Genomic DNA, 23796 nt, shown 5'->3' on the forward strand with positions numbered 1-23796 from the left:
TCTACTTTATAATTTTAGAGTTTATTTTTTTATTATGATGTCGAAAATATCATTGACTAATGTCTCATAGTCTCCTGTTTTCAATTGTTCTTTTGTTTTGGCAAAAGCTTTTTTCAATTCACTTTCCGGATTTTCGTCGTCAACAATTTCTGCTGAAGCAACACCTTTTAACTGAAGCACAATATTTTTCAGTACTTCAGGATCGGCATTTTCTTCAATATTTATTTTTAAATACTTCATGATCTTGTGATTGGATGTATAATTATTCCTTTTGTTAAGGGGTTGAAACCAAGTTCTTTCAAATTTAAAACTTATTTTAGAAACAATAGGCCTGTAAGTCCTTTTTAAAGAGATTTTTATGGAAAAAGTAGTATTAAGGAGGCTGGAAGCGATTATGAGCCTAAATTGAATGTTCAGTCATTCTAAAATAGTCCTTCTCCTGCGCTGGAAAATACTATAAATTGTAAATAGATTCTCCATTTCACTCCTAGACTATGTTCGCAGGCCTTCAAATGAAGAGAATAATTATTACCAACAACAATTAAAAATGAGTTATCAGTCATTTTATAAGCAAAATAACTTCCTCATTTATTTCTCTCTGATTATTTTCCCGTTTTTATATAAAAATACCATCTCACATTCTGTCTGTCTGTCGACATTGTAAACCTGTACTTTTTTAGTATTAATACCATTCATTTCAGACAGCATACGGGATTCCCAATTGTTATAAAAAATAGGTTCTCTCAGGATAAAATGTGGATTAGTTTTTAATTCATTGAACATATCATATCTTAAACACACCACTCCACTTTCAATATTTTCAGCTTTCAATGTTTTACTCAGTTCATTAAACATGATATGATTAAACTGGCTGGCATAGATCCAGGCATTTTTCACACTCAGGTTAGTGGTAAGCAGAAAAAAGGCAATTGCTGCAAAAAGGGAACTGATCATTTTATTTCCAAACCTCAATTTACAACCTAGATAAATGATTCCTGAAATGACCAAAAGTGTATAAAAAAATCTTATCGCTCCGAGGTTTCGGTTATCAAATCCAAAAAGAGTAGGAATATAGGCAGAAACATAGAAAACACTTAGAGCCAGTACAATTGAAACCAAAGAAATCAATCCTGTATTTTTACTATCTTTTAATTTGCTTTTAAAATCATAGCCAGAGAAAACTTTATAAATAATGGAAGACATGAGCAAGGCTAATAGTATTTCTATAACATGAAGGCTTTTAAGATTCATTACTCCTTTATAAATCCCCACAAAAATATCTTTGAGAAACAGCTTCGATGCTAAAATAGTGATGTGTATCACCCTCTTCAATTGAAAGATATTCCCTACTTCATCCCTTTGATAAGAGTTCGCAAATATTCCCGGCTGAATTACTTTTCTGAAAAGAAGAATTGATCCAAGTGTTAACAATAGGAATACCAGTCTTTTTTTATTGTCTTTAATTAAATAAAGATTAAGAAGAATAAGCGGCAGGAAAATTTCATAACTTAATATAGACAGTATAAAAAACAGAGAACTGAGCAGAATATTTTTACGAATATAGACATAATAAATACTTAGGCTAAAAAATATTGTTGCCAGGTTTGAATTCAGCATGATGGGAGAAAACTGAATACTTGTACCTATTAAGGAACAGGAGTACAGTAAAGTGATTAAACTCGCTAATTCTTTTGACAGAATTTTTTGCATAACCCAATAAACAGCGATCAATGAGAGGGGAAAAAAAAGTATTCCTAAAAGATAAATAGACGCGTCATACTTTGAAAGAAAAACTAAAGTCCCCGTCACCCATCCGGATACCGGTCTTGCCGCCATATTGGAGGAGTCCAAATAGGAATATATATAACTGAAATAAGATTCCGAGATATATCTGGCGCTATATGCTTCTTTTAAGTCATCTGTTACAATAACCTTTTCTGTAAAAACACACAGTGCTATATAAAGATTGTAAACAACGATCAGGATATTCAGAAATATCAGATACGTATTGTTTAATTTTTTTTCCATATTATTTTTTCAAAATTTGTGGTGAAATAAACTCTCACAAACTTCAAAAATAGCAGAAATCCGTCAATTACAAAAGATAATAAACAGTTGAAACTATATTAAATAGCTACAGGAGCCTTAATTCCCGGATGTGGATCATAATTTTCTAAAGTAAAATCTTCAAAATTGAAATCAAAGATATTTTTCACTTCAGGATTCAGTTTCATTGTAGGAAGAGGTCTTGTTTCTCTTGAAAGCTGTCTGTTTACTTGTTCAAAATGGTTATTATAGATGTGAACATCTCCAAAACTATGAACATAATCCCCTACTTCAAGGTCACAAACCTGTGCTACCATCATCAATAACAATGCGTAACTGGCAATATTGAAAGGAACCCCCAGGAAGACATCTGCACTTCTCTGATACAACTGCAATGATAATTTTCCATCAGCTACATAAAACTGGAATAATGCGTGACAAGGTGCCAATGCCATATTAGGAATTTCAGCGACATTCCATGCGGAAACGATTAGCCTTCTGGAATCTGGATTCTTTTTGATCTGATCAATGACTTCTGTAATCTGATCTACTACTTTTCCGTCCGCTCCATTCCAACTTCTCCATTGTGCCCCATAAACAGGTCCCAAATCACCATTTTCATCGGCCCATTCATCCCAGATACTTACTCCGTTATCTTTAAGGTATTTAATATTAGTCTCTCCTTTCAGGAACCAAAGCAATTCATAGATAATGGATTTCAAATGCACTTTTTTAGTAGTTACCAATGGAAAACCTTTTGACAGATCATATCTTAACTGATACCCGAAAACACTTCTTGTGCCGGTACCGGTTCTATCGGTTTTATCAGTTCCGTTGTCTAAAATATGCTGTAAAAGATCCAGGTAGTTTTGCATTTTGAAAGGAATTTTATGCCCCAAATTTAGTAAAAAAGCATGAAAAAAAGCACCCATTATATGAATGCTTTTGATAAGAGGTATACCCGTTTTCTATTAAACAATTGTATATCTGCTATGTATGGATATTAAAAATAATTATTTCTTTTTGATACTATTATAATACGGTAACACTAATTTTTTCACTGTTTCCATTGATCGACTTCAGCTGCCCATATCTGTTTTTGTCAATAAATTTATCGTTTGAATAATCCAGTTCCACGGGACCAAATTTTACCAATTTCTTGAATTTACTTTGATCGATAATATCTTTTGTTCCGTAATCTATGGAGATATCACCTATTGTTTTCAATTTTCCAAGCCTGCTGTTATCCATGATATCATCCCCCCAGTAATCTATAGTAATATTTCCTATCTTCTTTACTTTCCCTGCTTTTTCTCTGTTAAAAGCAGTGTCATCCCAATAATCTACAGCAATATTTCCGATACTTTTTAGCTTACCTGCTTTTTCTCTATGGGTGAAAGAATCATCCCAATAATCTATTTTGACTCCTCCAATGCTTTTAAGTTTCCCGTATTTAATCTTATCAAAAACATTATCCTCATAATATTCAATCTTCCCGTTCAGATCAGGGGCATTGAAATCGGAAATGGATCCGTCTGCATTAAGGGTTATTACAAAACCATCTACGGTAAGTTTTACCGTTTCAAGATCATAAGTTTTCCCTGAAACAGTAGCACGAACCTGCGCATTGATCAACCAACTGCCTAATAAAAAGGCAAAGAGAAGTAAATTTTTAAATTTCATAGTATTAAAGATTGATTTACCAGATATACTCAATATTCTGATTGATATTGTTGATGGTAAATGTCTCTCCCATTTTCTTGCCAAACATTGCTTTTACTAAAGGAGATTCTGTAGAAACAGTCATGATTTTCTGTTTTTCACAAAGAATTTCTCCCATGGAAGCTGAAACATAGAATAATCCCTTATTGGTTTTCACCAAAGCACCATTCTGCACTTTCTCAGAAGGATCTGAAGTGATCTTTTGCAAAACAGCTTGTTGGTTCAATACTTCATTAAGCTGTCTCTGAAGGTTATTGATTTCCTGCTGAAGCATTTCTCTGCCGGTTTCATACTTGTCACCCATTGAACTTTTGGTGTCATTATTGGAAGCACGAGTTTCTTCAATTAGATTTTCAAAATACTGGATCTTATCTGTTATTTTAGCCTTAATGATATTTATTATTTCCTGTTTGTTCATTGTAATGCTCAAATAGTTGTACTGTGGATAGGTAAGACCACCCTGCCAAAATCACAGATTTTGACATTCCTTCAGAAGAGGGGAATGGAATACCGTTTAAAAACTGGTGGTTAAGATTTTATTTTTCGAATACGGCGTAATCTGAAACTTTGAAATTAAAGTCTTTACCTTCATCGAAGTCTCTTTTTGTTTTTTCAAACACATTTCTGAATGTTCCTGAAATATTTCCGTCTTCAATCGTAAAGTTCACAGGTTCTTTTGACATGTTTAAAACAACCAGCACTTCATCTTTTCCATTTTTCCTTACATAAGCTAAGATCTTGTCATTCGCCGTAGTATTCAGTAAATAAGTTGTCACATTTGGATCACCACCTCTTAAAGCAGGGTTGAAAGCTTTTAAATTCAATAATGTTTTATAGAAATCGGCAAGCTGATAAGTTTTTGTCCACTTAATAGGATCTTTCTCGAAAAATTCAAGTCTCTTCATATTAGGAAGCTCCTGACCTGAGTACAGCAATGGAACGCCATTCCATGTGGCTGAGAATACCGCCATTGGTTTTGTAATGACTGCATATTTTTCATATTCTGTGCCGTTCCAAGAATTCTCATCATGATTCGCTGTGAACCAGGCTCTCATTGAGTTGTCTCCAATGTTGGAATATTGTACCAATAGGTCCTTCAGCTCCTGAAGCGGTTCATTCTTTTTATAATAATCTGCAGATTTATGCATCCATTTCCAGGAATAACTTGCATCGAAAACTTTTCCGTATTCTGGACTTTCCAGCTCATCAAATTCTCCTAACCAGAAAAGTGGTTTTACCTTTTCAACTTCCGGGCGTGCCTGCTGCCAGAAATCAACTTCTACCCATGAAGCTAAGTCACATCTGAAGCCGTCAATATCCGTTTCTGCTACCCAAAACTTCATGGCATCAATCATTGCCTGACGCATTTCCTGATTTTTGTAATCCAGTTCAATAATATCATCCATTCCGGAAGCGATATGGAATTTCCCGTCCGGATCTTTCAGATAAAATTCAGGATGGGTTTTGGTCCAGACATGATCCCAACCTGTATGATTGGCTACCCAGTCAATAATAACTTTAAATCCAAGTCTGTGCGCTTCATTCACCATCGCTTTAAAATCCTCCATTGTCCCAAATTCAGGATTAATGGAAGTATAATCTGACGCAGCATAAGGACTCCCCATGCTTCCTTTTTTATTTTGTTGTGCAATTGGGGTAATCGGCATAAACCAGAGTGTTCGTACTCCCATTGCTTTTAGTCGGGGCATCTCTTTTGCAAACGCTTTAAAAGTTCCTTCCTGAGTATATTGTCTGATATTTACTTCGTAGATATTAGTAGTATGTTTCCATTCTTTTGGCAGTTCTGTCATCTTCCCAGTATTTTTTTGAGTGGTACAGGAAACAATTCCCAGACCAATTACGGCTAATAAAATTAATTTCTTCATTAATCTATTTTTAACAAAAGTAAGGATTGTTTTTCAGGGAAAGGAGCTAAAAACTAAAATTACAAAAGCTATTTTGAAATAATACACATTAGAAAAGCATTTGCTTTATGGGAATTTTTTCTTTTATCCAAAGAGAGCCATAAAGGTTGGAAAATATAAAGCTTTATATGAACGGGTAAAATTTGAAGTAAGGTTTTTAAATATATTCTGTTATATTTTTGAAAGCGAAGATGGAAATCAAGCTTATTAATTCTTATAGTCATATTGAAGCTTGAATCTTCTATCTGATCCATAACTTTTGAAAAATAAAAGAGTATAAGCTTCTTTTGTTTCCATAAATAAAGCCCGGACTAAAAAATCCGGGCTTTATTTTATATCTACATCTTATCTTTCGTCATCGTTATCATCCTCTTCATCAAAGATGTCATCGTTATAGTCATCATCTTCATCATCATCGAAACTGTCATCTTCATCTGAGAAGTTTCCTCCAGCTCCAAAATCATCTTCAAAGCTAAAATCATCCTCCATAAGAGGCATTGCTGATTTCTTTTTAGATCCTCCAGCGTTTCCGCTTTTGCTAGGCGCTTTCAAAGGAACATTTCCAAATCTGAAAACAGTAATAGGATAGGTAACTCCTTTTTTCTCGTCAATGATTTCTACAAGTTCACAATAAAACTCCCAAAGATCAAGAAGTCCATATTGAAACTGCGCTTTATCTCCTATATTTTCAAAAGCTTCATCAATATATACATCTGACATAATTTCACCATCACCATCATCACTCATATCTTCGAGTGGGACACTTTTTACGATTGTTCCATCACTCTCTAACAAATTAAAAGCAGAAAGTTCTTCTCCTTGCAGATTGAACGCACTCTTAATTCCTAAATGTAAATTCCATAATGTTTGTTTTCCCTTAACTTCAATATCACGGAAAATATCCTCTTTCGCATCTAATATTACGCGGACTTTGTAAACCATATCAGTTTCTTAAATTACTTTTTTGCCTTTATAATTATGATAAATCTCTGGTGCAAATATATAATAAATGACAGGTGACAAAAAAATATTTCAGGATTTTTTAAAATATTTTTTTTTCTTACATTTTGCCGGAATTATTTACTTTTTTCTAGCATAAAACTGAACTTCGTTCCTTCAAGATAAACACTTTCTACGGTAATGTTTTCGTTATGAGCCTCAAGGATATGCTTTACGATGGCCAGTCCTAATCCGGAACCGCCCTCTCTTCTGCTTCTGCTGGTTTCTACACGATAGAAACGCTCGAAGATTCTTGGAAGAATTTCAGACTTGATTCCCATTCCGTTATCAATGACCTCAATTAATACTTTATTTTTTAAAACACTGGTTTTAACAATCACTTTTGCCTCCTGTCTGTTAGCATAATGAATAGCATTGGAAATAAGGTTAATAAAGACCTGGGAAATCTTTTGTTTATCAGCTTCTACGAAAATCTGCGGATGCAAAGTCTGTATCTGTAATGTGGTATTATGTTTTTCAGCTTCAAATTCAAGCAGGTCAAAAATCTCCTTGATCAAAAGATTGACATCAAATTTAGAAACAGTAAGGTTAATTTCTCCAGCCTCAAGCCTGTTAATCATATCAAGATCGGTAACAATCGCAATAAGCCTTTCTACAGATTTATCAATCCTTTCCAAGTATTTATCACGAATAGTCAGATTATCTACTCCCCCATCTCTTAAAGTTTCTACATAGCCCTGGATGGAAAATAACGGAGTTTTAAGTTCATGGGAAACATTACCGATATATTCTTTACGGTAGCTCTCCATTTCCTTCATCATATCAATTTCTGTGGCTCTCTGCTGATTAAGGTCTGAAAATCGTTCTCCCAATTCTTTGATGGTGATATTCTCATCATTCTCATTTACCATTTCCTGCGGAAGTATTCCGGAAAGTCCTTTTACCTGCTTTCTTCCGTAATAATTGAATAGAAGCTCCAATACTACAAAGTTGATGATAAAGATAAGGACAATACAGATTAAAAGACCCGTCTTAAATAAAGGGGTCTCATAATAGATATCTTTAAGTGAGTCGAAAACGACCACTAAGAAAAGCATTACCAATGTCAGTAGACAGGAGGCAACAAGTGTAAGTCTGTAAAATTTCAATTTTACAAAGTTTTAAGGATTGAACGTAAAGGTAAGGTTTTTAAAGGATTAAACAATTAGTTTATATCCAATTCCTTTTAAAGTCTGAATGGTATTAATACCCAATTTTTCTCTCAATCTTCTGATGTGAACATCAATAGTTCTTTCTCCTACAATCACATCATTACCCCAAACTTTTTCAAGAATTTCTTCTCTTTTGAAAACTTTTTCAGTGTTAGAAGCCAAAAGGTAAAGTAAATCAAATTCCTTTTTAGGAAGAAGAAACTGCTGTCCGCTTTTGGAAACTCTGAAGTTATCTTTATCAATTATGAGATCACCAATTTCGATCAGCTTGGCATTGTCAGAAACCTGAGAAGTTAATTTCAATAAAGCATTTACTTTAGAAATCAAAATTTTTGGTTTGATCAGTTTTACAACATAATCATTAGCTCCTGCCTGGAAGCCTGCTAACTGAGAAAACTCTTCGCTTCTTGCAGAAAGGAAAACAATAAGTGTCTTTTGGAGTTCTTTCACTTTACGAAGTTCCTGACAAGTTTCAATACCATCTTTTTCTGGCATCATTACGTCCAGTAGAATAAGATCAGGAATTATTTCCTTAGCTTTTTCTATTCCCTCATTACCATTGGTAGCAGTATAGATTTCATATCCTTCCTTTTCAAGGTTGTAAGATAGAATCTCTAAAATGTCCAGTTCGTCGTCTATTAAAAGAATTTTTTTGCTCATCTTCTAGTTTAAGAATTCCCACAAAAGTAACTATTTTCATTGATTTCATCTATTCTCCCAATGTTAACTAATTATTAAAAAGCAAATCTTGTCATTTGAATTAAAAAATCAACAATAAAAAGAATAAATGAATACATTAAAATCAAATATACGAAACATTTTTTAAAAAACAAACAAAATAAAACCCTAAAAAAAACAAAGATCAATAAGTTAAAAGAACTATAATTCATTAATACAAACTTCACAATTAATTAAAATTCTCCTAAACTTTTCTTAAAAACTTAGCCCTTATTTTGCCCTTGAAAAAGAAGTAAAAGAAGTAAAATGAAAAAACAACTCCACAAGAGCATTATGCTGCTTGCCTTGTTTTCTGCTGGTTATGCTTTTGCACAAAGCCAAATTCTTGAAGGTAGGGTACTGGATGAGAAAGACAACACTCCTATAGAAGGTGTAAAAGTAAAGGTAAATGACCAGGAAGTAGTTACAGACCTTTCCGGATACTATTCTATCAACTTATCCCCTGGTACTAACTATATAATAACAGTAAGCTCTAACGGGTACAACAGAAAGGAGATCAGTGAAGTTATTGTAAAAAATGACGGCAATACTCATCTTGATATTGTTTTGGAAAAACCAACTGCTAAAGAGAAAGAGATTGAGGGAGTTGTCATTAAATCTAATGCAAGAAAAGAAACCATAGCTTCTACCATCGGATTACAGAAAAATGCGGGTGTAGTTTCTCAGGTTATCGGTATTGAAGCAATTAAAAGAAGTCCGGACAGAAACACTGGTGAAGTTCTGAAAAGAGTGTCCGGGGTGAGTTTATTTGACGGAAAATATATTGTAGTAAGAGGATTATCTGACCGTTATAACCAAGCCATGTTAAATGGTATTCAGTTATCCAGTACGGAGCCGGACAGAAAGACATTCTCTTTTGACCTTTTCCCTGCCAATGTTATCGAAACGCTTGTCATCAACAAAACCTTTATTCCTGAATATACGGGTGAATGGGGAGGTGGTCTGATTCAGGTAAACACTAAAGATATTCCCAATAAAGATTTCTTCAATGTACAAGTGGGTGTAGGAGGTAACAACATTACCATGAACCATGAGTTCTTTATGCAGAAAGGAGGAAAATGGGACTTTCTAGGAATTGATGACGGTTATAGAAAATTACCTACTAATATGCCTGCAAAGAATGCTTTCAGTATTCTGAATGAAGGTCAAAAAACAGATATTGGTAAAGGGTTTACTAAAAATTTAGGATACAATACGGTAGGATATCCTGAAAATGTAAGCTTACAGTTAGACGGAGGTTTCAATACAAAGGTTTTCGGAAAAGATTTGGGGGTTATTGCAGTTTTAAACTACAGTAACAACAAAAGAAGAACCGTAACCAACAACCGTTTCTTTACCATCAACGACGAAATAGCCAATACAAACTTCGATTATTATACTGAAAAATATACCAACGATGTTATTCTTGGTGGGATGTTGAATCTAGCCCTGAAGTTTAACAGCAACAATAAAATCTCCCTGAAGAACATCATCACCAACAATACGGTGAACCACATGTCTTTCAGATCAGGAAAGGATTTTGAATTCGATCCTATCAATGGAACCAATATTCAGGCAAGAGAAATAGGATTTAAAGAAACTATTTTCTATAATTCAACCCTTTCCGGAACGCACAAAATAGATGCTCTTGGCGGATTTACCGTAAACTGGTACGGAAGCTTCGGGATCCTGGATCAGTATATTCCATTGTTACAGCGTTTGCAGTACAACCAATATACGAATATGCAGGGAAGTCCTTATCTTGCGTTAATCTCGAATGGTCTTTCCCAGAAATCAGGAAGTGTTTTCTATTCTACATTGAGCGATTATCTATACAATGCAGGAGGTGATATTTCTAAATCATTTACTTTATTCGGAGAGAAACAAACTATCAAGGGTGGATATTTATTCAAGGTAAAAGACAGGATATACAACTCAAGACCTTTCTCTGTAAGACTTGAAAAATACAACCAGGGATTACTTTCCCAACCTTTTGAGACGATTTTTAATCCTGAAAACTTCGGAACTGACGGTAGATTTACATTTGATGAAATTGCCGGAAACCAATACCGATATATTGCCAACACAATCCTTAATGCAGGATATTTACAGTTTGACAACAACTTTACACCATGGCTAAGAGCTATTTGGGGATTAAGAGTTGAAAACTTTGATCAGTTGGTAGGGAGTACAAAAAGAAGCGATGACCGATTTGTAAATACACGAGTTACAGACTTCTTACCGGCACTTAACCTGACTTTCAAAGTAAATCCTAAAATGAATATACGTCTTGCCGGTTCTCAGACTGTGGTAAGACCTGAGTTCCGAGAAGTTTCTCCTTTGGCATATTATGATTTTGATTTGGGAGCTACCGTAATTGGTAGTAAAGATATCGAAAGAACTAAAATCACCAATGCAGACCTTCGTTGGGAATTCTATCCAAGAAACGGTGAGATCCTTTCCGTAGCTGCTTTCTATAAAAACTTCAAAAAACCGATCGAATTGTACTTCAACCAATCGGGGGTAGGAACAAGTAACACGTTCAATTATCTGAATGTAGATAAGGCTGATGCATATGGAGTTGAATTGGAATTCAGAAAAAAACTGGATTTCGTAAGCACTCTTAAAGACTTCACATTGGGTGGTAACTTCGCTTATATTAAAAATAAAGTAACCGATGAGGCTACCAGAATTGACAGACCCATGCAGGGGCAGTCTCCATACACCATCAACTTAAGTCTTCAGTATGATGCTGAGAAGTCAGGATGGTCTTCTACTGTACTATTCAATATGATCGGAAGAAGAATCCTTTACGTAGGAAATGATCAGGTTCCACCAATCTGGGAAGCTCCAAGACCACTTTTAGATTTCCAGATTGCTAAGAAAATATGGAATAAAAAAGGAGAAATCAAGCTAAACGTTTCTGATATCCTGAACCGTCGTGCAAAATTCTATCATGATCTGAACAATAACAAAAAGTATGATACTACTGATGCTCTTGCCATAGATCGATTAACAGGTACCAACTTCAGTTTAACATTAGGGTACAGCTTTTAATAATTCATTCAAAATAATCTAATAAAAATAATTTAATTCTTACAATATGAAAAAGTTCGTTTTATATTCTTTAATGCTTGGTGCTTTAGTGTCAACTACTGCATGTAGAAATATAGAAGAAGATGGACCGACCATCGTTCAAAATGGAGGTAACGGAAACGGAGGGGATACTGAAAACCTAATTCTTTCAGGAAAAATCACATCTGATCTTACCCTTAAAGCTAATAAAATCTATAAGCTGAGAGGATTAGTATATGTAACCAAAGGAGCAACATTAACTATTGAGCCTGGTACAAAAATCGTAGGTGAAGCTGATAAAAATGGAGCTTTAATCATTACGAGAGGAAGTAAAATCATGGCTAAAGGAACTGCTACCAATCCCATTATCTTTACTTCAGAAAAACCTAGTCCAAAAAGAGGTGACTGGGCAGGTCTTGTTATCTTAGGAAATGCACCTACCAATGCTACTTTTAAAGGACAAAACGGTGTTGGAGAAATGGAAGGAGGTATCAATGACGCTGATGGTCTTGGACTTTATGGAGGAAATAACCCAGCTGATAACAGTGGTGTATTACAATATGTAAGAGTAGAATATGCAGGATATGCTTTCTTACCGGATAAAGAGATCAACGGGATCACATTCGGAGGAGTAGGTAACGGAACTCTTGTAGACTATGTTGAGGTTGCTTACGCTAATGATGACAGCTTCGAGTGGTTCGGAGGAACGGTAAACTGTTCTCACCTTATTGCCTACAAAGGTCTTGATGATGATTTCGATACTGATAATGGTTATTCAGGGAATGTTCAGTTCGGTATTGCTGTAAGAGATTCTCAGGTTGCGGACGTTTCAGGATCTAACGCATTTGAATCTGATAATGATGCTAATGGTTCTGTTACTGCACCTCAAACCTCAGCTACATTCTCTAACATGACCATTATTGGGCCAATCAACTCTGCTGCCCCTGGTCAAATCAATGCTTTATTCCAAAATGCATTACAAATCAGAAGAAACTCTTCTATCTCTGTATTCAACTCTGTATTCACAGGATATCCTGTAGGTCTGTTTATTGATGCTACTAAAGGAACTGCAACAGATCTTAATATTACAGGAAATAGATTATTCTTTGAAAACAATGTTTTAGCAGGAAATACTACTCCTCTGAAATTCGGACCTTCTACTCCTACAACGTATTCAATAGAACTTCTTACCACTTGGTTTAATAATGGTGGAAACTCAATCTTAGGTTCTACAGCTGATATAAAACTTACTAACGCATGGGCTCCTGGCGGAACTACTCCGAACTTTGCTCCTGCTTCAGGATCTCCACTATTGACCGGAGCTAAATTCACCAATACTAAAGTAAGTAACTGGTTCCAAAAAGTAGCTTACAAAGGTGCTGTGGCAGACATTAATGATACTTGGTACGCTGGATGGACCAACTACAATTTATAAAATAATATAGTAATTAGATTTTATTCATAAAAAGCCTTCGGAAGTGTTTTCCGAAGGCTTTTTTTAGCATGATTATCCAAAATAACGGATTATAGCAGTTTTCAATATTAAGACATTTTAACATGTAAAAGATCAACCTGTCTTTTGTCAACATAAAAATGATGATTTGAGTAGCCTGTTGACCTTCTGATTTTAAATTTTAGCTAAAGAACTTTTCACTTTTATATCAATAAAAAAAACAACCACCGGAAAAACCCGGTGGCTGATTCACAAAAAACAAGTGTATAAAAAATATATACTACGTAAAATTTAACTTCTCCAGAATAGGTTCCCGTTGTGCATCAGGGCTTCTATTTTAGACATTCTGGAAACAGCTTCTGCAGAACATGAGGCGTCTGCTAAAACAATTGCGGCCTCATCCCCCGCTTTAGGCCACTGCTGATTGCCTTTGTCATCCAAAGGAACAATGCTTTGAGTTGCAAACTGTAATGCTCTTGACAAGGCAAATTCAGTAGCATAACCATAGAGTTCTGCGATCAGATTGGCTTTCTGTAACATACTTCCGGATCCGAAAGTACTCCAGAAATCCTGTACATTATCATTTCCGATCAAAACATTTACACCATATTTTTTCAACGTTGGGATTGGCATGATGGTCTTTTTAAAGGGTACTGATGAAGCGATTCCTACTTTTCCGGCTGCCAGTTTTTCTGAAATTTCCTCTGCCTCTTTTGGGGAAAGATGAGCCAATGCAAATGCATGACTTACAAATGTTTTCCCTTGAAGTGCAGGATTTTCAATCGTTTTATCAATCAGATAGTTGATCGTCTTCATTCCGGACTCTCCTACTTCATGCAGGTGAATATCAATTCCTTTATTATGATCCAGTGCCAGCTGCACGGTAAAATCCATTACTTTTTCAATACTTCCATCAAGGCTAAACGGATCTACTCCACCAATAAAAGCTACACTTTTTAATTTTGCGGCTTCCTTCATTAAAGGAGCTGTTTCTGTATAATACACCCCATGTTGTGGAAATGCAACCAACTCTGCTTTAAAGGAATCTTTTTTATTTTGAAGCGCTTGTTCTAAATGTTCCAATGATTTTAAACCTGAGGTAGGATCAATATTGAAATGAGTTCTTGCAAAATGGGTTCCATAATGCTGTTGCAGACTGATAAGCTGTTCAGCTCTTTCCACTGAAGTTTTTAATAGCTCAGGAATGATCTCCTGTTCATAAGCGATCATATCCTTTACCGTTTTTCTTTTAGAAGAAAGTGCCTGCCAGGGAAGACCATACCAAGTTTTATCCAGATGAATGTGCATATCCCTGAAAGCAGGAAGCATCAGATACCCTTTGGCATCAATAGCATTGGATACAGGATCATTAGCCTTTACTGATTTAATTTTTCCATTTTCAATTTCGATACTGAAAAGGTCTGTTTTTGTTCCGATAACCTCTTCATTTTCGTATTCAAAACCTGTTTCCAGGCGGACATTTTTAAGGGAATAGTTTCCTTTTGCAGTTAATTGATAGGGAAATTGCATGATTTAATATTTTAACCCTACAAAATTACACCGGCTTCTTATGAAAACCGGTGTATCAATTATGTCTTGTTTTGTATAAATTATTCCTTGAATTGAGATGGCGTCATTCCCGTTTGCATTTTAAAGAATTTCGAAAAACTGGCATGATCGTAAAACCCTAAGTCATACACAATATCTTTTACAGACATTTCCGAAACTTTCAAAAGACGCTTTGCTTCCAGTAAAATACGATCCTGAATAAGAGATGATGCAGAAGCATTGAGATTTTTTTTACAGACAATATTCAGATAATTGGCAGAAATATTCAGTTTATCTGCATAAAAGGAAACAGATCTTTCAGTTCTGAAATGTTCATCAATCAGGTGTAAAAATTTAGAAATAATGGGATTTGAATTGTAAACTTCAAAATCCTTAAAAACGCCTTCCACAGTTTGGCTTACCAATAAACCAATCAATTCACTTCTCTTTTTGATCAGTTCCCAAAATATGTTTTCACTACTCAATTCTTTCTGAATAGCCTGAAATTCATACAGGAAGGTTTTAAAAACATCTTGGGAAAGATTAATTACAGGATGATTCTGATAATAAGAGGCTGAAAATCTCAGTGATGGCAAAAAACTTTCAAACCAATCCCTGCTAATCATCAATTGATAGCCTACCGTCTCTTTTTCAATCACCCATTGATGTACCTGATCTGGAAAAACAAGATGAATCTGATAATCCTTTACCTGATGTTCCGTAAAATCTATAGTGTGGGAACCTACTCCATGTTCAAAAAGATTGATGATAAAAAAATCATGTTTATGGGGATCATCAATAGAACGTGCCCCATAGAGTTCATTAAACAGCAAATGACAGCCACTAAGCTGGTTCTCGCTAAACTCCTGAATTCCTAAAATGGGAAAATGATCTGTATGATAATTCACGCTACCTGAATTTCTTCTAAAATTAATAAAATTTATGTGAGAAAAAATTAAAATAGCCACAAAAGAAGTATAAGTATCCTTTGTGGCTAAAACACCAACTCAATTATATATCTGAATTTTATGATTCTTTACTATTGAAACATCTCTAGATCATTTCCAATAAGATGAAAAATCTTATACTTCCACCATCAATAATTCATTTGTAATTAATCTATAAAAAAAATTATTTCTCACCCATAGGCACATAGGTGATAATACTTAAAAGCAAATGTTGGGAATCGCAACGGCGCTAAGGTTTAGTTCATGATGCTGTATTTAACGTGCAAAGATTTTATCTCCGATAAAATTTAATACCACTTTTATAAGCTGTAAATATTATTTTTTATGATTTCAGGATCATAGCTATTTCTTTAAAGCCTAATGATTCGGCATGTTGTAAAGGTGTTTTTCCTGCATGATCAGGAATCGTAAGATCCGCTCCATGATCTTTCAGGATCTGGACAATTTCCTGGTATTTTTGGGTTCCGTTTCCAAGAATTACCGCTTCCATTAAAGCTGTCCAGCCTAATTTGTTCACATGATTGACCGGAAAACCTTTTGTTTTAACGAGCACCTTCACGGTTTCCACATACCCACGTTCACAGGCAGGAATCAAAGCTGTTCCATTATAACGATTAAACAAATCGAAACGGGCTCCATTTTCAAGATATAGCTTTACCAATTCCGTTTGTCCGCTTGCTCCAGCGTATAAAAATGCACTGTCTAACTGGTTATCCTGAAGATTAACATTTGCTTTATAGGAAACCAACAGCTTTGCCATTTCGGTTTGTTTCTCTACGGTTGCGATCAGCAATAGAGAACGTCCTTTTCCATCTCGTGTGTTCACATCTGTTCCGTTTTCCAAAGCAGATTTAACAGCAGAAATATTATTCTTCTTTACCTGATTGATGATGTCTTTTTCCTGCATGATATTCTCATTTGAAAAATTCCCGGATCTCTCCTGACAGGCACTCAGACTCCCGAATGCTAAAAGAAATACCAATATTTTCTTCATTTTAAATTAAATTTAAAAAACTACATTTCCCTGATATACCAATGATTCAACATTAGAGATTCTTGATACCGCTTCCGCAGAACAACTGGCATTCAGCAAAACAAAATCTGCTTTATCCCCTGTTTTAGGCCATTGCTGAGTTCCTTTATCATCCAATGGAAGAATATTTCCGGTTGCCAGTTTTAAACTTCTTGATAATAAAAACTCAGTTGAATATCCGTACAGCTGTGCCATTAAATTGGCTTTCTGAAGTACACTTCCGGTTCCAAAAGTATTCCAATGATCTACAATACTGTCATTTCCTGTCAGTACCGTTACCTTATGTTTGTATAAAGTAGGAATTGGCATAATCAGTCTTCCGAAAGGAATAGTAGAAACAACTCCAATCTGTGCATCGGCCAATTTTGCAGCAATATCTTCCTGCTTTATTTCATCTAATTTCGCCAGTATAAAACAATGGCTCAAGTATGTTTTCCCTTTTAAAGAAGGGTTTTCATTTACTTTTTTTATCAGATATTCTACCGTCTTCAATCCGGAATCTCCCGTTTCATGAAGGTGAATATCTATTCCTTTCTTATGGTCTAAAGCTAACTGAACTGTAAAATCCATTACTTTTTCAATATTCCCATCGACATTAAAAGGATCTACTCCACCAATAAAATCAATATCCATTTTCGCAGCCTCCTTCAGATACGGTGCTGAATCTGTATAGAATACTCCGTGTTGCGGAAAAGCCACCAGCTCTGCTCCGAAACCTTCCTTTTTATTTTCTAAAGCTTTCTGTAGATTTTTTAATGACTGAAGTTTTGAGGTAGGTTCAATATTCACATGACTTCTCGCATAGGATGTTCCTTTTGATTGTAATAATTCAATCAATTTTTCAGCTTTTAATGTTGATTTTTTCAGCATTTCAGGGAGCATTTTCTGCTCCAGCTCAATCATCCCTTTTATTCCACCGGTTCTTTTCCTTACAGCTTGCCATTTGTCTCCATAAAATGTTTTATCCAGATGGATATGCATGTCTTTAAAGGCGGGAAGCATTAATAAACCTCTCGCATCTATAGCTTTTGAATTAGGTTGGTTTGCAGTAATTTTAGAGATTTTTCCATTTTCAACTTCTACATAGAACAGATCAGTTTTTGTGGCGGAAACTTCTCCTTCGTCATATTCAAAACCCGTTTCTAAACGAACATTTTTTAGGCTCAACTTTCCTTTTGCTACACTGTTTTTCTCATCCAAAAAAGGGGATGCTGTCATGATATTAGGTATTAAAGTTAATCCTGCCATTGCCATTGCTGAATTTCTGATAAAATCCTTGCGGGACATATTATTGTCTGAAGTCTTCATTTCCAATCTATTTATGACAAAATTAAAAAGAAGTGTTCTGAACAAAGTGTATAGTTTATTACAAAATCTGTATAATTTATACTTTTTTATCACTGTAATAAAAATCACTATAATAATACATTATTAATTATTTTCTCACCAAAATAACTTCTTATACACATACTATTACACTATAAATCAACCTCTTTAATACATTTCAAGTAATAAAATATGAACTTTATTTTTTTTGTATAATTTATATTTGTAAGAAAAAAACATGAAAAAATTGATTAGCTTGATTTTAATAGGTATCACATCTATTTCGTTTGCTCAAGTAGGTATTAACACTGAAAATCCTAAAGCAACCTTAGATGTTACCGCAAAAAAAAACGCTTTAGCAATTGAAGGCTTATTACCTCCAAGATTGACACGTGCAGAACTTACAGAGAAAGGTAATACTTTATATGGAACAGAACAGGATGGTACCATAATATATATTACGGAGGCTTCCGGAGGCGATCGACAAAACCAAAGAGAATATATTGAAGGTAAAGGTCTTTATATCTTTGATGCGGAAGCTTCCAACAATGAAGGAAGATGGATGTGCCTATATTGCTATGCCTTTCTTTAATCAAATTAATAAATAAAAAAGAGACTGGATTTTAAATTTACCTTTGAAAAAAAATATGAAAAAATTAATTAGCATTATTTCGATATGTGCAACTTCTATTGTATTTGCCCAAACAGGGATCAATACAGAAACCCCTAAAGCTACCCTTGACGTGACCGCCAAAAAAGATGTCCTAACCATTGATGGATTATTACCTCCCCGATTAACCCGTGCAGAACTTACGGCCAAAGGAAACTCATTATATGGAAAAGAGCAGGATGGTACCATAATATATATTACGGATGCTTCTGAAGGAGACGCTCTTAGCCAAAGAGAACATATACAAAGTAAAGGTCTTTATATTTTCGATGCTGATGAGGCGAATCATGAAGGACGATGGATGTGTTTACTCTGCTATGGTTTTGCTTAATAAATTTAATTTTTGATACAAAAAAAGAGACTGCCTTTAAGACAGTCTCTTGTTATTTATAAATTAGAATATTCAAATTTTCTTACGGCTTCCAGCGTCATATCAATTTCTTTTTCTTTGATCGCATCACTGATAAAGTATGTTTCATAACCACTTGGTGGCAGATATACTCCATTTTGAAGCATCTGATGAAAGAAATTATTGAACAATGAATGATTTGCTTCCTGTGCCTCATCAAAGTTTGAAACCCTGTTGGTATGGAAGAACACAGACATCATAGATCCTTTTCTGTTGATTTTATGAGCAATTCCTTTTTCATTTAAAATCTTTCCAATTTCAAGATCTAAGGTTTGGGTTGTTTTGCTTAATCTGTTGAAGAATTCAGCATCGTTTTTAATCAATTGAAGCGTTTTTAATCCTGCTCTCATCGCCAACGGATTTCCACTTAATGTTCCAGCCTGATATACACCACCTTTTGGAGCCAGATGATCCATAATTTCGTTTCTTCCGGCAAAAGCTCCCACTGGAAGTCCACCTCCGATTACTTTTCCATACGTTACCAGATCAGCTTTTACATTGAAAAGCTCCTGTGCTCCACCGAATGCTAATCTGAAACCAGTCATTACCTCATCAAAAATCAATAAAGCTCCGTTTTCATCACAGATCTTTCTTAAGTTTTGTAAGAAATCATTCTCAGGCAATACACATCCCATATTTCCTGCAACCGGCTCTATAATTACAGCAGCAATTTCTCCCGGATTGAGACGGAATAAATCCTGAACCTGTTCAAAATCATTATAACGAGCTAATAAAGTATCTTTTGCCGTACCTTCTGTTACACCCGGAGAATTTGGATTTCCAAAGGTAGCAGCTCCACTTCCCGCTTTAATTAAGAATGAATCCGAATGTCCGTGATAGCAGCCTTCAAATTTTACGATCTTATCTCTTTTAGTATAGCCTCTTGCCAGTCTTACAGCACTCATACATGCTTCCGTTCCTGAAGAAACCATTCTGATCTGGTCAATATTCGGAACGTTTTCAATGATGAATTTAGCAATTTCAGTTTCCAGTTCTGTAGGAGCACCGAAAGAGAATCCTTTTTCTGCCTGGATTTTCAGTTCTTCCAATACTTCAGGATGCGTGTGACCTAAAATAGCAGGTCCCCACGAATTGATGTAATCGATATACGTATTATCATCAGCATCGGTAAGGTAAGCTCCTTTTGCCGATTTCATGAAAACAGGAACTCCTCCCACTGATTTGAATGCTCTTACCGGAGAATTTACTCCTCCCGGAATGTATTTGTAGGCTTCATCAAATAAAGCCGAACTTCTTTGATACTTCATATATATTTGTCGTTGGTTGACAGTTACTGGTTGGCGGTTAAGTGTCAACAATAAACTCTCAACAAAAAATTTAAATTAGTTTCTTGGTTTCTTATCAATCAGATAAATCAGCTGTCCTGCAGATGGCTGCTGTCCTTCATCCATTCTGTTTTTAGCGTATAATTTATGTAACTTGATTCCGAATTTCTGGGCGATATCATGCATATCCTCTCCAGATACGGCTTTATAAGTAGCTGTATTTCCTGATGAATTTTTAGATTCAAGAAAAACGATATCATTCTTCTTCAATGCTTCATTGTCCAGTTCATTCCATTTCATCAGGCGGCTCTCGCTGACCTTGAATTTATTGGCAATGAATTTAATATCGGTATCTTCAGGAATGATAATATATTTCAGCCCGTCGTTCGGGTGACTTTTGATAAGAATAGAATTCAGAATCTCAGCTTTTGTTTTGATTCTCTCCACTCTTTTCTGCTGCTGTGCGTAAGAAGTCTGTTTATAAGGAACTTCTACGGTCACCGGCTCTTTGGCCTTCTTTGTCGCTTTTGAAGGCTCCAGTTGTGCCATAAAAGTTCTGTCATCTTTCAGATCCGGGTACATTTTAAGAACAGCATACAACACTTCATTAGAACTGGTGTTGTCGTATTCGTATAACTTATATTTTTCAATTTTGGTGATCAGAATGGAAGCATAACGAGGATTGGTTGCATATCCGGCCTTTTTTAAGCCATATGCCCAAGCTCTGTAATCCTTCATATCCAGGTTGAAAAGATTAGCGTAATATTTTCTGGTAGATAAAAATATAGAGTGATCTTCGTAAGATTGTCTTGGATCGTCATACACCCGGAAGCACTCGTTAGGAGCATCGTCTGTATGTTTCATTGTTTTACCGGTCCAATCTTCTTTACATTTGATTCCGAAGTGGTTTTTACCTTCCTGTGCCAACCTGCTTTGCCCGCCTCCTGTTTCAAGAAGTCCTTGCGCAAGAGTAATAGAAGCAGGAATTTTATATTTTTCCATTTCCTCTACTGCATATTTAGCAAATTTTTGGATGTATTGATCTTCGGTTGCCCAACTCTGGGCAGAAAATTTTGATAAAACTAAAAGGCTTATGGATAGAAAAAGTCTTTTCATGTTTTTCAATTTTACTTATATAATTAAATTTCTATTCTGTTTTTCTAAAAGCAGATTAGCTCCCTCAATCCCCTGTAATCCACCAGTATGAAAGCACAAAATCCTGCTATTTTCAGGAAAATAATCTTCTTCAATCAATTCAAAAACCTTCTGCATCATCTTTCCTGTATAAATCGGTTCCAGAGGAATGTTGTATTTCTCTTTGAAATCATTGATAAAACGGATATTCTCATCACTTATTTTACCATAACCTCCAAAACATGAATCTATTAGATTAAAATTCTGTTTCAAAGTTAATTCAAATATTCTATTTTCAAGTGAAGCATCGTCAACGACCTTAAATCCTATAACTTTCTGATTATCTTCACAAAATTTTGAAATTCCGGCAATGGTTCCTCCTGTTCCAACTGCGGTGCAAAGATAGTCAAAATCTTTTGTTTGCTCATTCAGCATCATTTTCACCCCTTCCACAGCCTCTTCATTGGTTCCCCCTTCAGGAATAACCAGAGCATTAGGAAACTCCTGCTGCAGGAATTCTGTGAGCTTTTCTTTATGACGGTATTCTTCACGGGTGACAAATTTCAGGTTCATTCCATTCCTTTTGGCAAAAAGTAAGGTAGGATTATCCCGCCATTTGTGCTGTAATTCTTCTCCTCTGATAATTCCTAATATTGGAATACCAGCTAAATTACCTACCGCAGAAACAGCAGCAATATGATTGGAAAAAGCTCCTCCAAATGTAATAATATAAGGTTTTTCAGGATTTCCTTCCAGATAACGATTAATATTATAAAACAACTTCCAATATTTATTTCCAGAAATCTGGGGATGGATAAGATCTTCTCTCTTGATGAAGAGTGTTACATTTTTATGAATCTGGATTTCCTGAATGGGAATAGGTTCTGTTGGGAATTGTAATAGCATTTTAGTTTTTTAGACTGCTCATGGGTTATAGGGTACAAAAATAATAAAAGATTAATTATTAAGTTTCCCACAGATTACACAGATTTTCACGGATAATGATGTTGTATTGCTGCGTAATATATTTAAATTTTTAGGTTGGGCTAAAACCCACCTCTATTGATGTTTTTTAAAAATATTTCCTAAAGTTCCAGAATTTTCTTTTACGCAAATAATTCAGATTACTTTCATTAGCGTAGGCCTCTCTTTCAAATGAGATCCTTCTGTATGCCTGGTAGCCATCTTTCAGTTTGAAAAACCAATAATAATATTCAATAACATAGAAAATATAGAAGAATATGACGAGCATCTCCTTTTGCTGCCGAAGATGGATTTTTTCGTGATTGATAAGTGTATTATTTTCCTTATCTTCGGGTTTCCTAATGAAGATAAAGGGAAAAAGAGCAATGCCGTTAATTTTTAGTTTTTTTAATGGCTTTTGGCATACAATTATCATAGTAACAAATATAAAAAGTTTTTTGACTTTGCATTTAACTTATGGCCCATTATGACATCAAAGAAGGTGAAGACTTTTATTATAATGAACAGGGATACAAAGTTTTTACAGAAAAATTTCATCTGAAAAGAGGATATTGCTGTAAAAGCGGCTGCAGACACTGTCCTTACGGGTACGATAAAAAGACTGATACATTCATTAAAAATGATAAAAAAAATAAATAAAATGAAAAAATATATTTTTATTTTGTTGGCATCTGCTACATTAGGTTTAACTTCTTGTAGCCCGTTTCAGGTACGTTCAGATTATGCTGAAACCGCCAATTTCAATTCTTACAAAACTTATAAAATAAGAATTGATGATCTAAAATTGAATGATATTGATAAAGACAGAGTTCTAAACGAGCTTTCGAGACAACTTCAAAGCAAAGGCCTTCAATCCGGAGAGAATCCTGATCTTATTATCAACGTAAAAGCAAACCATAAAAAAATTACGGATATACAAAGTTCTTCCCCTTACGGAATGTGGGGTTGGGGCGGACCTTTCGGATGGGGTGTTGGAATGAACAGAACATGGACAAGCAATTATAATGAAGGTGCCTTAATCGTTGACCTTATTGATGCAAAATCCAATAAATTGGTTTGGCAAGGTATAGGAAGCGGAATTTCTGTAGATTCTCCAAAATCTAAACAGAGACAGATTCCTGAAATTTTGGCTGAGATTATGAAAAATTATCCGCCACAGAGAAAATAAAAAATTATAGCTATTATTATATAAGCCGGTACTTTTGTGCCGGTTTTTTTATTTTTATGACCGGGGTTATTCAAGTATAGGTTTCGAGATTCGAAGGACAAGTTCAGAAATACAGGTTTTAGGTTTATGGATCACAATATTAAATGTCTCCAAGATGAAAG

Annotated in this window: 23 protein-coding genes; 6 read left to right on the top strand and 17 right to left on the bottom strand. The window is 35.0% G+C overall.

The genetic code is table 11. The features are described 5' to 3' along the window. Nucleotides 1–21: 21 nt before the first annotated feature. From EL260_RS19675 to EL260_RS19715, 9 genes are all read right to left on the bottom strand, one after another. Nucleotides 22–240, bottom strand: a complete 219-nt coding sequence (locus EL260_RS19675) for a hypothetical protein (protein ID WP_068944240.1) — start codon at nt 238–240, stop codon at nt 22–24. Between the two features lie 348 nt (nt 241–588). After that, nucleotides 589–2028: a hypothetical protein gene (locus tag EL260_RS19680; protein WP_123857218.1), complete on the bottom strand. Its 1440-nt coding sequence runs from the start codon at nt 2026–2028 to the stop codon at nt 589–591. A gap of 98 nt (nt 2029–2126) precedes the next feature. Then, nucleotides 2127–2921, bottom strand: a complete 795-nt coding sequence (locus tag EL260_RS19685; RefSeq protein ID WP_123857219.1) for a thymidylate synthase — start codon at nt 2919–2921, stop codon at nt 2127–2129. 157 nt (nt 2922–3078) lie between these two features. Next, a complete protein-coding gene (locus tag EL260_RS19690) occupies nt 3079–3729 on the bottom strand; it encodes a hypothetical protein (RefSeq protein ID WP_123857220.1) in 651 nt (216 codons plus the stop codon). A gap of 16 nt (nt 3730–3745) precedes the next feature. Further along, a complete protein-coding gene (locus EL260_RS19695) occupies nt 3746–4186 on the bottom strand; it encodes a hypothetical protein (RefSeq protein ID WP_123857221.1) in 441 nt (146 codons plus the stop codon). Between the two features lie 118 nt (nt 4187–4304). Then, nucleotides 4305–5654: an alpha-amylase family glycosyl hydrolase gene (locus EL260_RS19700; RefSeq protein WP_123857222.1), complete on the bottom strand. Its 1350-nt coding sequence runs from the start codon at nt 5652–5654 to the stop codon at nt 4305–4307. A gap of 384 nt (nt 5655–6038) precedes the next feature. Beyond that, the gene (locus EL260_RS19705) at nt 6039–6635 is read right to left on the bottom strand and encodes an IS1096 element passenger TnpR family protein (RefSeq protein ID WP_123857223.1); all 597 of its coding nucleotides are present in this window, start codon (nt 6633–6635) and stop codon (nt 6039–6041) included. A gap of 134 nt (nt 6636–6769) precedes the next feature. Continuing rightward, a complete protein-coding gene (locus EL260_RS19710) occupies nt 6770–7801 on the bottom strand; it encodes a sensor histidine kinase (RefSeq protein ID WP_123857224.1) in 1032 nt (343 codons plus the stop codon). Between the two features lie 48 nt (nt 7802–7849). Then, nucleotides 7850–8524: a response regulator gene (locus tag EL260_RS19715; RefSeq protein WP_123857225.1), complete on the bottom strand. Its 675-nt coding sequence runs from the start codon at nt 8522–8524 to the stop codon at nt 7850–7852. Between the two features lie 324 nt (nt 8525–8848). Here EL260_RS19715 and EL260_RS19720 point away from each other — a divergent pair, with 324 nt between their 5' ends. Both EL260_RS19720 and EL260_RS19725 read left to right on the top strand, forming a co-directional pair. Next, the gene (locus tag EL260_RS19720) at nt 8849–11638 is read left to right on the top strand and encodes a TonB-dependent receptor domain-containing protein (RefSeq protein WP_123857226.1); all 2790 of its coding nucleotides are present in this window, start codon (nt 8849–8851) and stop codon (nt 11636–11638) included. Between the two features lie 46 nt (nt 11639–11684). Beyond that, nucleotides 11685–13091, top strand: a complete 1407-nt coding sequence (locus EL260_RS19725) for a hypothetical protein (protein ID WP_123857227.1) — start codon at nt 11685–11687, stop codon at nt 13089–13091. Nucleotides 13092–13400: 309 nt separating this feature from the next. Here the strand turns inward: EL260_RS19725 and EL260_RS19730 are convergent, their stop codons facing one another. The 4 genes from EL260_RS19730 to EL260_RS19745 all read right to left on the bottom strand — a co-directional run bounded on the left by EL260_RS19730 (nt 13401) and on the right by EL260_RS19745 (nt 17966). Next, complete coding sequence (locus EL260_RS19730) at nt 13401–14639, bottom strand: amidohydrolase (RefSeq protein ID WP_123857228.1); 1239 nt, start codon at nt 14637–14639, stop codon at nt 13401–13403. 80 nt (nt 14640–14719) lie between these two features. Continuing rightward, nucleotides 14720–15565, bottom strand: coding sequence for a helix-turn-helix domain-containing protein (locus tag EL260_RS19735; protein WP_123857229.1), 846 nt, complete (start codon nt 15563–15565; stop codon nt 14720–14722). Between the two features lie 382 nt (nt 15566–15947). Beyond that, on the bottom strand, nt 15948–16619 hold the full coding sequence (locus tag EL260_RS19740) for an ankyrin repeat domain-containing protein (RefSeq protein ID WP_123857230.1): 672 nt from the start codon (nt 16617–16619) through the stop codon (nt 15948–15950). A 12-nt stretch (nt 16620–16631) separates the two neighbouring features. After that, complete coding sequence (locus EL260_RS19745; RefSeq protein WP_123857231.1) at nt 16632–17966, bottom strand: amidohydrolase; 1335 nt, start codon at nt 17964–17966, stop codon at nt 16632–16634. A 274-nt stretch (nt 17967–18240) separates the two neighbouring features. Between EL260_RS19745 and EL260_RS19750 the strand changes: the two genes are divergently transcribed. Both EL260_RS19750 and EL260_RS19755 read left to right on the top strand, forming a co-directional pair. Then, entirely contained in the window at nt 18241–18576 is a 336-nt protein-coding gene (locus EL260_RS19750) for a hypothetical protein (protein ID WP_123857232.1), read from the top strand. A 55-nt stretch (nt 18577–18631) separates the two neighbouring features. Then, nucleotides 18632–18985, top strand: a complete 354-nt coding sequence (locus tag EL260_RS19755) for a hypothetical protein (RefSeq protein WP_123857233.1) — start codon at nt 18632–18634, stop codon at nt 18983–18985. 56 nt (nt 18986–19041) lie between these two features. Here EL260_RS19755 and hemL read toward each other — a convergent pair whose 3' ends face one another. The 4 genes from hemL to EL260_RS26070 form a co-directional block, all read right to left on the bottom strand. After that, nucleotides 19042–20331, bottom strand: coding sequence for a glutamate-1-semialdehyde 2,1-aminomutase (gene hemL / locus EL260_RS19760; protein ID WP_123857234.1), 1290 nt, complete (start codon nt 20329–20331; stop codon nt 19042–19044). Between the two features lie 75 nt (nt 20332–20406). Continuing rightward, complete coding sequence (locus EL260_RS19765) at nt 20407–21465, bottom strand: glucosaminidase domain-containing protein (protein ID WP_123857235.1); 1059 nt, start codon at nt 21463–21465, stop codon at nt 20407–20409. A gap of 15 nt (nt 21466–21480) precedes the next feature. Next, nucleotides 21481–22389, bottom strand: coding sequence for a 1-aminocyclopropane-1-carboxylate deaminase/D-cysteine desulfhydrase (locus tag EL260_RS19770; RefSeq protein WP_123857236.1), 909 nt, complete (start codon nt 22387–22389; stop codon nt 21481–21483). A gap of 166 nt (nt 22390–22555) precedes the next feature. Continuing rightward, complete coding sequence (locus EL260_RS26070; protein WP_123857237.1) at nt 22556–22882, bottom strand: hypothetical protein; 327 nt, start codon at nt 22880–22882, stop codon at nt 22556–22558. 41 nt (nt 22883–22923) lie between these two features. On the opposite strand from EL260_RS26070, the gene EL260_RS19780 reads away from it, so the two are divergent. Together EL260_RS19780 and EL260_RS19785 are read left to right on the top strand one after the other, a co-directional pair. Continuing rightward, nucleotides 22924–23106 (top strand): DUF5522 domain-containing protein, encoded by a 183-nt coding sequence (locus tag EL260_RS19780; protein WP_007842321.1) that lies wholly within the window; start codon nt 22924–22926, stop codon nt 23104–23106. Nucleotide 23107: 1 nt separating this feature from the next. Then, nucleotides 23108–23635, top strand: coding sequence for a DUF4136 domain-containing protein (locus EL260_RS19785; RefSeq protein WP_123857238.1), 528 nt, complete (start codon nt 23108–23110; stop codon nt 23633–23635). The last annotated feature ends 161 nt before the right edge of the window (nt 23636–23796 follow it).

Origin of the sequence: Chryseobacterium nakagawai, from assembly GCF_900637665.1 — a bacterium.
GTDB lineage: Bacteria > Bacteroidota > Bacteroidia > Flavobacteriales > Weeksellaceae > Chryseobacterium > Chryseobacterium nakagawai.

Excerpts from the sequence above, each read along its gene's own strand:
- EL260_RS19675 (WP_068944240.1), bottom strand. The coding sequence starts at position 240 with ATGAAGTATTTAAAAATAAATATTGAAGAAAATGCCGATCCTGAAGTA.
- EL260_RS19680 (WP_123857218.1), bottom strand. The coding sequence starts at position 2,028 with ATGGAAAAAAAATTAAACAATACGTATCTGATATTTCTGAATATCCTG.
- EL260_RS19685 (WP_123857219.1), bottom strand. The coding sequence starts at position 2,921 with ATGCAAAACTACCTGGATCTTTTACAGCATATTTTAGACAACGGAACT.
- EL260_RS19690 (WP_123857220.1), bottom strand. The coding sequence starts at position 3,729 with ATGAAATTTAAAAATTTACTTCTCTTTGCCTTTTTATTAGGCAGTTGG.
- EL260_RS19695 (WP_123857221.1), bottom strand. The coding sequence starts at position 4,186 with ATGAACAAACAGGAAATAATAAATATCATTAAGGCTAAAATAACAGAT.
- EL260_RS19700 (WP_123857222.1), bottom strand. The coding sequence starts at position 5,654 with ATGAAGAAATTAATTTTATTAGCCGTAATTGGTCTGGGAATTGTTTCC.
- EL260_RS19705 (WP_123857223.1), bottom strand. The coding sequence starts at position 6,635 with ATGGTTTACAAAGTCCGCGTAATATTAGATGCGAAAGAGGATATTTTC.
- EL260_RS19715 (WP_123857225.1), bottom strand. The coding sequence starts at position 8,524 with ATGAGCAAAAAAATTCTTTTAATAGACGACGAACTGGACATTTTAGAG.
- EL260_RS19720 (WP_123857226.1), top strand. The coding sequence starts at position 8,849 with ATGAAAAAACAACTCCACAAGAGCATTATGCTGCTTGCCTTGTTTTCT.
- EL260_RS19725 (WP_123857227.1), top strand. The coding sequence starts at position 11,685 with ATGAAAAAGTTCGTTTTATATTCTTTAATGCTTGGTGCTTTAGTGTCA.
- EL260_RS19730 (WP_123857228.1), bottom strand. The coding sequence starts at position 14,639 with ATGCAATTTCCCTATCAATTAACTGCAAAAGGAAACTATTCCCTTAAA.
- EL260_RS19740 (WP_123857230.1), bottom strand. The coding sequence starts at position 16,619 with ATGAAGAAAATATTGGTATTTCTTTTAGCATTCGGGAGTCTGAGTGCC.
- EL260_RS19745 (WP_123857231.1), bottom strand. The coding sequence starts at position 17,966 with ATGAAGACTTCAGACAATAATATGTCCCGCAAGGATTTTATCAGAAAT.
- EL260_RS19755 (WP_123857233.1), top strand. The coding sequence starts at position 18,632 with ATGAAAAAATTAATTAGCATTATTTCGATATGTGCAACTTCTATTGTA.
- hemL (WP_123857234.1), bottom strand. The coding sequence starts at position 20,331 with ATGAAGTATCAAAGAAGTTCGGCTTTATTTGATGAAGCCTACAAATAC.
- EL260_RS19765 (WP_123857235.1), bottom strand. The coding sequence starts at position 21,465 with ATGAAAAGACTTTTTCTATCCATAAGCCTTTTAGTTTTATCAAAATTT.
- EL260_RS19770 (WP_123857236.1), bottom strand. The coding sequence starts at position 22,389 with ATGCTATTACAATTCCCAACAGAACCTATTCCCATTCAGGAAATCCAG.
- EL260_RS26070 (WP_123857237.1), bottom strand. The coding sequence starts at position 22,882 with ATGATAATTGTATGCCAAAAGCCATTAAAAAAACTAAAAATTAACGGC.
- EL260_RS19780 (WP_007842321.1), top strand. The coding sequence starts at position 22,924 with ATGGCCCATTATGACATCAAAGAAGGTGAAGACTTTTATTATAATGAA.
- EL260_RS19785 (WP_123857238.1), top strand. The coding sequence starts at position 23,108 with ATGAAAAAATATATTTTTATTTTGTTGGCATCTGCTACATTAGGTTTA.